This is a genomic window from Streptomyces yerevanensis, assembly GCF_000716805.1.
In the GTDB taxonomy this organism is placed as follows: domain Bacteria; phylum Actinomycetota; class Actinomycetes; order Streptomycetales; family Streptomycetaceae; genus Streptomyces; species Streptomyces flaveus.
Genome location: NZ_JNWJ01000082.1, coordinates 22302 through 28301 on the forward strand (window position 1 = coordinate 22302; position 6000 = coordinate 28301).

Below are 6000 nucleotides of genomic sequence, written 5' to 3' on the forward strand. Positions count from 1 at the left end.
CAGACATGTGGTCTGACTCACACATGCCCACCCTGACGGTGCTCACGACGCGACGTGCCTGCCCACCCTCCCGGGGTGTCTCGCGGGAGGGTGATGGTGGCGACGGCGCCACCCTCGGGCGGGTTGTGCCAGCTCAGGCGGGCCCCGATCACTCCGGCTTGTCCGGTGGCGATGGCCAGGCCCAGGCCGAGGCCGCCGTTGCCGCCGGTACGGAACCGCTGAGGGCCGTGGGCGATCAGCTCGGGCGGGAAGCCGGGGCCGTGGTCGCGGACCCGCAGTTCGGGGCCGTCGACCTCCACCACCACCGGCTCCGCGCCGTGCCGCAGCGCGTTGGTGACCAGGTTCGTGAGGACACGATCGAGGCGGCGCGGGTCCGTCTCCCGCACGGTGCCGTGGATGACCTCCACCGCCACCGCCGCCTGCGGCCGGTCCGCCCGCACGCCCGCGACCACGCGCCGGGCGAGCGTGGCGAGTTCCACCTCCCTCGGCTCGGCACGCTCGCCCCCGTTGTCGATCCGGGCCACCTCCAGGACGTCCTCCATCAGGTCCCGCAGCCGTACGGCGCGCTCGCGGACCATCTCGGCCGGACGGTCGTCTCCCGAAAGCAGGCTCGACGCGGTCAGCAGTCCCGCGATCGGGGTGCGCAGCTCATGCGCGATGTTCGCCGTCACGGCGCGTTCGGCCTCGATCCGGGCGGCGAGGGCCTGCGCCATCGCATTGACGGCTGCGGAGAGCTCGGCGATCTCGTCCCGCCCGCGCTCGGGCAGACGGGCATCCAGCTCCCCGTCTTTTATCCGGACGGCCTGGCGAGTGGACCGCCGGAGCCGACGGACCATCGCGGCAGCCAGCCCGATACCCACGACGCTCGCGCCGAGCGCGCCGACGACGGCAGCGTTCTGGGTGACCTGCTCCAGATCCTCGGAGAGGGTCTGGGGATAGTGGCGGCGGAGGGCCAGCAGTCTGCCGTGTTCACCACGGCCCGCGGCCCAGGCGATGGTTCCCGTCTTGTCCTTGACCACATAGGTGGCCGACCTGGCACCGCCGGGTAGGACGGCGCGGCGCAGGCCCTCCGGCACGTTCGCCGGGTCGACTTCGAGGCCGGCCGTGTCCTGGCCTCCGGAGGCCCGGTATTGCTGTGCGGCCGCCTGGTACTCGGCGAGGACGCTGTCACGGCGGTCTTCCGATACGAGTACCGGGATGGACGCGCGGGTCAGCATTGCCGACACCACCGCCGTAGCGGCGATGGTCATCCCGATCTTGAAACGCAGGCCGATCCGCAGACCCCGTAAACGTGTGCCCACACGCATTCCCCTACGTGTCCTCCGCATCGGCATCAGTTCGAACCGCCCGCAGGACCGTACGAGGCCCGCGAAGCGAACCCAACGCAGACGGCGCGGACAGCGAAGGCCGGCACGGCGGTAGGAGACTTCATGCGCTTCACCCTCACATCCCGCGCCATCCCGACTCCAGCGGGACGGGACGACCGTTGCCCAGTTGTCGATCAACGGAACGCGGTGTGCCCGGCCGACCGGGCACATCAATCTCGTCACCGTCACGCCGCGTACGTTCCCGGAGCCCTGGGTCTCAACGAGCCATGACATCCCCGAAGCCGTCTTCACTGGCCGGTTCAACCGGTATCGAGCCGCTGCCGACTGAACGATTGTATCGAGTAGTTGACACAAGATTCCGTCCACGACATCTTGTACTCGCCACTTGATACAAGCTCGGTTTGCGGCAAGCAGCGTCCACTGCCGCTGGGCGCCGTCCGCGCCGCCATCACCACTCACTGGGGTCCCCGAATGCTCGACACCGCACGGCCCGAATCCCGCCCCCGCGCCGACCGTTACGCCCGCTGGGCCGGTCTGGCCGTGGGCGCCGTAGCCGCACGGCTGTGGGCCACCATGGACATCAGCACGTTCGGCAACGAGTCCGGCTTCAACGCGCCCTTGATAGGCGGCATCATGGCTTTCGGCCTGTGTGTGGTGGGGGGCGTTCTACTCGGCGACGCCCTCACCCCCCGCCCTCGGGAAGCGGTACGCATCGCCGGTCTCGCCCCGCGCCGGATCCGAGACCACGTGCCGCCCCGCATGACCCCCTTGCTTCTCCTCCAGGCGGTATTTTTCGTCGGGCTGGTGGGGCTCGGGGCTGCCATGGCCCCACCCGACGTCGTACGCCAGGTGAGCCGGGCCGCCTTCGCTCAATGCGACGGTGTGACCGGACCACCCGTCAGCCTCTGGCCCGGCATGTTCTACGGCAGCCAGCTCCTCGCCTCTTTCGCCATCGGCACCGTCGCCTGCGCCTGGGCCCTGCGCCGTATCACCCACCGTCCGGGCGACGACCAGCAGCGCCGCGACCGCTCGTTGGCGATCACCGCAGCCTGGGGAGTGCTGGTCTCGACCCAGCTGTTGGTCGTCCTCTTGTCCATCGACACGTTCCTGAGGCTCGGGAACTGCGCCACCGGCACGCTGGGCACCGTCACCGCCTTGCTGATCTACCCCATGGGCGTGCTGGCCTTGGCCACCCTGGCGTGGTGCCTGTTCACCGTGGTCATGCCCCGGGCGACGCGACGATGACCGGCCCCGTCGTCCGCGTCGACACCACCAGCCCGGTACCGCCGTACGAGCAGATCCGCGCCCAGCTCGCCCCCCTGATCCTCACCGGCCAACTCGCCGAGGGCGAACGCCTGCCGACCGTGCGTCAACTCGCCGCCGATCTCGGCCTGGCACCGGGCACCGTGGCCCGCGCCTACCGCGAGCTGGAAGCCGCCGAGCTGATCCACACCCGCCGCGGCGCGGGCACCCGGGTCGCGGCTCTGCCGTCCGAACCCAAGCACCTGGACCCGGACCGACTCGCCACGCTGGCCCGGGACTTCACGACAGCCGCCCGGGCTCTGGGCGCCGACACCGAAGCCATTCTGGCCGCCGTCCACAAAGCACTGGACGAGGGCGTGCCCAGCCCAGCGGGTACGCCGCGTTCGGTTGATCAACAACTGTGAGAGTGAAGCGTATGAAGTCTCGTACGGCCCTTCCGGCCATAGCTGTCTGCGCCGTCTGCGTTGCACTCGCCCCGCTCACCGGATGCGGCGGTGGCGGAACGGGCCATTCAAGGTGGGCCTTCAGCCCGTGGTGCGCGGCGACTTCGACGAGGACGGGCACCGCGACCTCGCGGGCCTCGCGAAGAACGGGCCGTCCCTGGCAGCGGCGAGCCGATCACGCACCGGCTGCCCGAGGGCGCAGGCGGCGATTGCGGGCCGCAGCTGGGCTCTTTGACCAGCAGGCGGCCAAGGGGGGTGACGGACCAGTGATGATCGAGACGAGCGTCCGGAACGTAGGCTGTGCCGCCACAGTCCGGGACTGTGGGTGAGCAAAGGGGTGGGGAACATGAACGGGAACCGGAACGTGCTCAAGGTCAGTGTGGCGGTCGCCGGGTGCGCGCTCTTCTTTCTCGTCGCCGTGGCGTTACGCCCCGTGATCGGGTACGACTCCCCCTACTCTTCGCCGGCCCCTGCGCCCCCACCTCCGATGGACCTGGACCCGGTGACCACGCCGTCCGCGTCCGCCCCCGTGCCGCGCGGCAGCGGCAGCCGGGCCGCCGACGACGTGAACGGGGACGGTTACGCGGACCTGGTCTTCGCCGCGCCTGCCTACCTCGGCGTGGTCTACGGCTCCGCACGGGGACTCGACCCGACCACCCGCACCGTCATCAAGCCCGACGACACCCGCTTTCCCCCGAACCTGGCCCCGGGAGGAGTCTCCACCGCCGACCTCGACGGCGACGGCTACGCGGACATCCTGGCCAGCGGGCACGTCGTCTGGGGCGGTCCCGCCGGTCCGCGCGACGGGGTGCCCGCCGCCAAACTGGGAGGCGTGCCGGGGGACTTCGACGGCGACGGTCAGCAGGATCTCACCGTGACCGAGAACGTAGGAAAGAAATACGCCGCGCGGTACCAACTCCGTGTGCTGTACGGGCCGTTCACCCGCGAAGGGAAACCACACCGCACAGGTGCGGCCCGCCCGAGCCCCATCACCGAGGCCGGCCTCGGCAATGAGGACTCCGACTTCTCCCTCACCGCGGGCGACGCGGACGGCGACCGTGCCACCGACCTCGTCGCCAGGCCCCACGGGGACGGCGAGCAGGAAGTGGCCGTGCTGCTGCACGGTGGGGACGGACCGGGTGGATTCGCGGCGCGGGCCCCGTATCTGCGGGACGGCAGCGCCGTGGCGTTCGGTGACTTCGACGGCGATGCCCTGGACCATGCGATCGGCGCATTTCTGCACGCCCGTGCGCGCAGGCCCGATCTCGACACCGCGCAGCGCCCGGCGCTACGGGCGATCGCCGTGGACGGCAAGACACTGCGCGGCTCGCGCCACGGCGACCGGCCCGCTGTCGCCCTGCTGGCCGCGATGGAACACTCCGGCAGTGTGCTCGCCCAGCGCCAGGTCGCCGACAAGAGCAACGAGATTCCCGCATTCGCGCCGCTGCTGGACACCCTCGATCTGACCGGCACCGTGGTCACCGCAGACGCCCTGCACACCCAGCACGAACACGGCGCCTACCTGCGCTCCCGCGGCGCTCACTATCTCGCGATCGTGAAGAAGAACCACCCCGGCCTGTTCGAGACCGTCCGCACGCTGCCCTGGCGGGACATCGCGCTGGACCACTACGACCGCACCCGTGCCCACCACCGCACGGAGATCCGTCGGCTGAAGACCGCCGCGTTCGCCCACCTTGCCTACCCCGGCGCCCGCCAGGCCCTCCAAGTCGTGCGCTGGCGCCGCGAGATGGGCACCGGCAAGCTCACCATCGAGCGCGTCTACCTGATCACCAGCCTGCCGCCGGGCGAGGCCACCGGCGAGCAGCTCGCTGCCTGGATCAGAGGCCACTGGCACATCGAGAATCTCCTGCACCACGTCCGTGACCGCACCTTCCGTGAGGACGACTCCACGATCCGCACCGCCCACCTGCCCCGCGTGATGGCCAGCCTGCGCAACCTCGCCATCGGCGTTCACCGCCAGGGCGGCGGCACCAGCATCGCCGCCGCCCTCCGCCACGCAGCCCGCGACTATCACCGGCCCCTGTCAGCCCTCGGCCTCATCCAGCCATAGCTTCGGCACGGCCGGGTGGCCGATACCGCAAAAGGATGTTGCCCGAACGGAACACGGTCACCGCCCCGGCTGTCAGGTCAATGCGGTCCTTCAGACCGGCGTACAGGCTCCGACCACGGCCCAGCAGCACCGGATGCAGCAAGATCCGCAGCTCATCCACCAATCCCTGCTCCAGCAGGGCCACGGTAAGTCCCGAACTCCCGAAGATCGCGACGTCACCGGCGGACTCGGCCCGCAGCCGCGCAACCTCGGCGGCCAGATCACTGCCGTCGGTGATCCGGGTGTTCTCCCAGGGGGTGACCGGGCCACTGCCCGTCACCACCGTCTTGGGCACGGCGTTCATGAAGGCCGCGACCTCGGGCAACCGCTCCGCTGCATCGGCCGAGGTCCAGACCTCGGCGAAGTGCTCGTAGGTGCGCCGGCCCAGCAGCAGGGCTCCCACTTCGCGGGTCTGGCGCAAGTTCCAGTCGAAGAACTCCTCGTCGTAGAGACCCCAGTCCAATTCCCCACCGGGTCCCTCGTGATAGCCGTCGAGGGAACAGAACAAGAACGCGAACACCTGCTGCTGTCGGCCATGAGGCGTCGAGCCGCCACTCATCTCGTCTCCTTCCAGTCAACACTGCATCAGACAGACTGGCACCGAAGACAAAACTCATCGGGCGTGCCCCAGCTCTGCTCGTGACCGACCGGACACGCCTGACGAACCCGGACAGAAGGCGATCACGCAAAGGCCCTGGCGTCCCGCCCGCTTTGTTCTTCGGAGCTGCCCCCTTTGACCTGGCCTTCTCCTCCTCGACAGTGGCCTTCTCCAGGGCGTCGATGACGTCCTTGCCCAGGTGCATCCCAGCAGCGTCGTGGTGAGCGCGCGCGGTGGTGGAGTCGATGCTGACCAGGG

At 70.0% G+C, this 6000-nt stretch carries 5 protein-coding genes; 3 read left to right on the forward strand and 2 right to left on the reverse strand.

Annotated features, from left to right (window positions below; all coding sequences use genetic code 11):
* Positions 1-17 precede the first annotated feature (17 nt).
* A complete protein-coding gene (locus OP79_RS43895) occupies positions 18-1301 on the reverse strand; it encodes a sensor histidine kinase (RefSeq protein ID WP_245685659.1) in 1284 nt (427 codons plus the stop codon).
* A 498-nt stretch (positions 1302-1799) separates the two neighbouring features.
* Here OP79_RS43895 and OP79_RS43900 point away from each other — a divergent pair, with 498 nt between their 5' ends.
* The 3 genes from OP79_RS43900 to OP79_RS52960 all read left to right on the forward strand — a co-directional run bounded on the left by OP79_RS43900 (position 1800) and on the right by OP79_RS52960 (position 5105).
* Complete coding sequence (locus tag OP79_RS43900; RefSeq protein WP_033328751.1) at positions 1800-2573, forward strand: hypothetical protein; 774 nt, start codon at positions 1800-1802, stop codon at positions 2571-2573.
* The gene (locus OP79_RS43905) at positions 2570-2995 is read left to right on the forward strand and encodes a GntR family transcriptional regulator (RefSeq protein ID WP_051745556.1); all 426 of its coding nucleotides are present in this window, start codon (positions 2570-2572) and stop codon (positions 2993-2995) included. Before OP79_RS43900 ends, OP79_RS43905 begins: the two co-directional genes overlap by 4 nt.
* A gap of 385 nt (positions 2996-3380) precedes the next feature.
* Positions 3381-5105 carry an ISAs1 family transposase gene (locus tag OP79_RS52960; RefSeq protein WP_157857481.1) on the forward strand — a complete coding sequence of 575 codons (1725 nt, stop codon included), beginning with the start codon at positions 3381-3383 and terminating at the stop codon, positions 5103-5105.
* On the opposite strand, the gene OP79_RS43915 is transcribed toward OP79_RS52960, so the two are convergent.
* Complete coding sequence (locus OP79_RS43915; protein ID WP_051745558.1) at positions 5092-5703, reverse strand: dihydrofolate reductase family protein; 612 nt, start codon at positions 5701-5703, stop codon at positions 5092-5094. The two genes, OP79_RS52960 and OP79_RS43915, sit on opposite strands and share 14 nt — an antisense overlap.
* Positions 5704-6000: the final 297 nt, after the last annotated feature.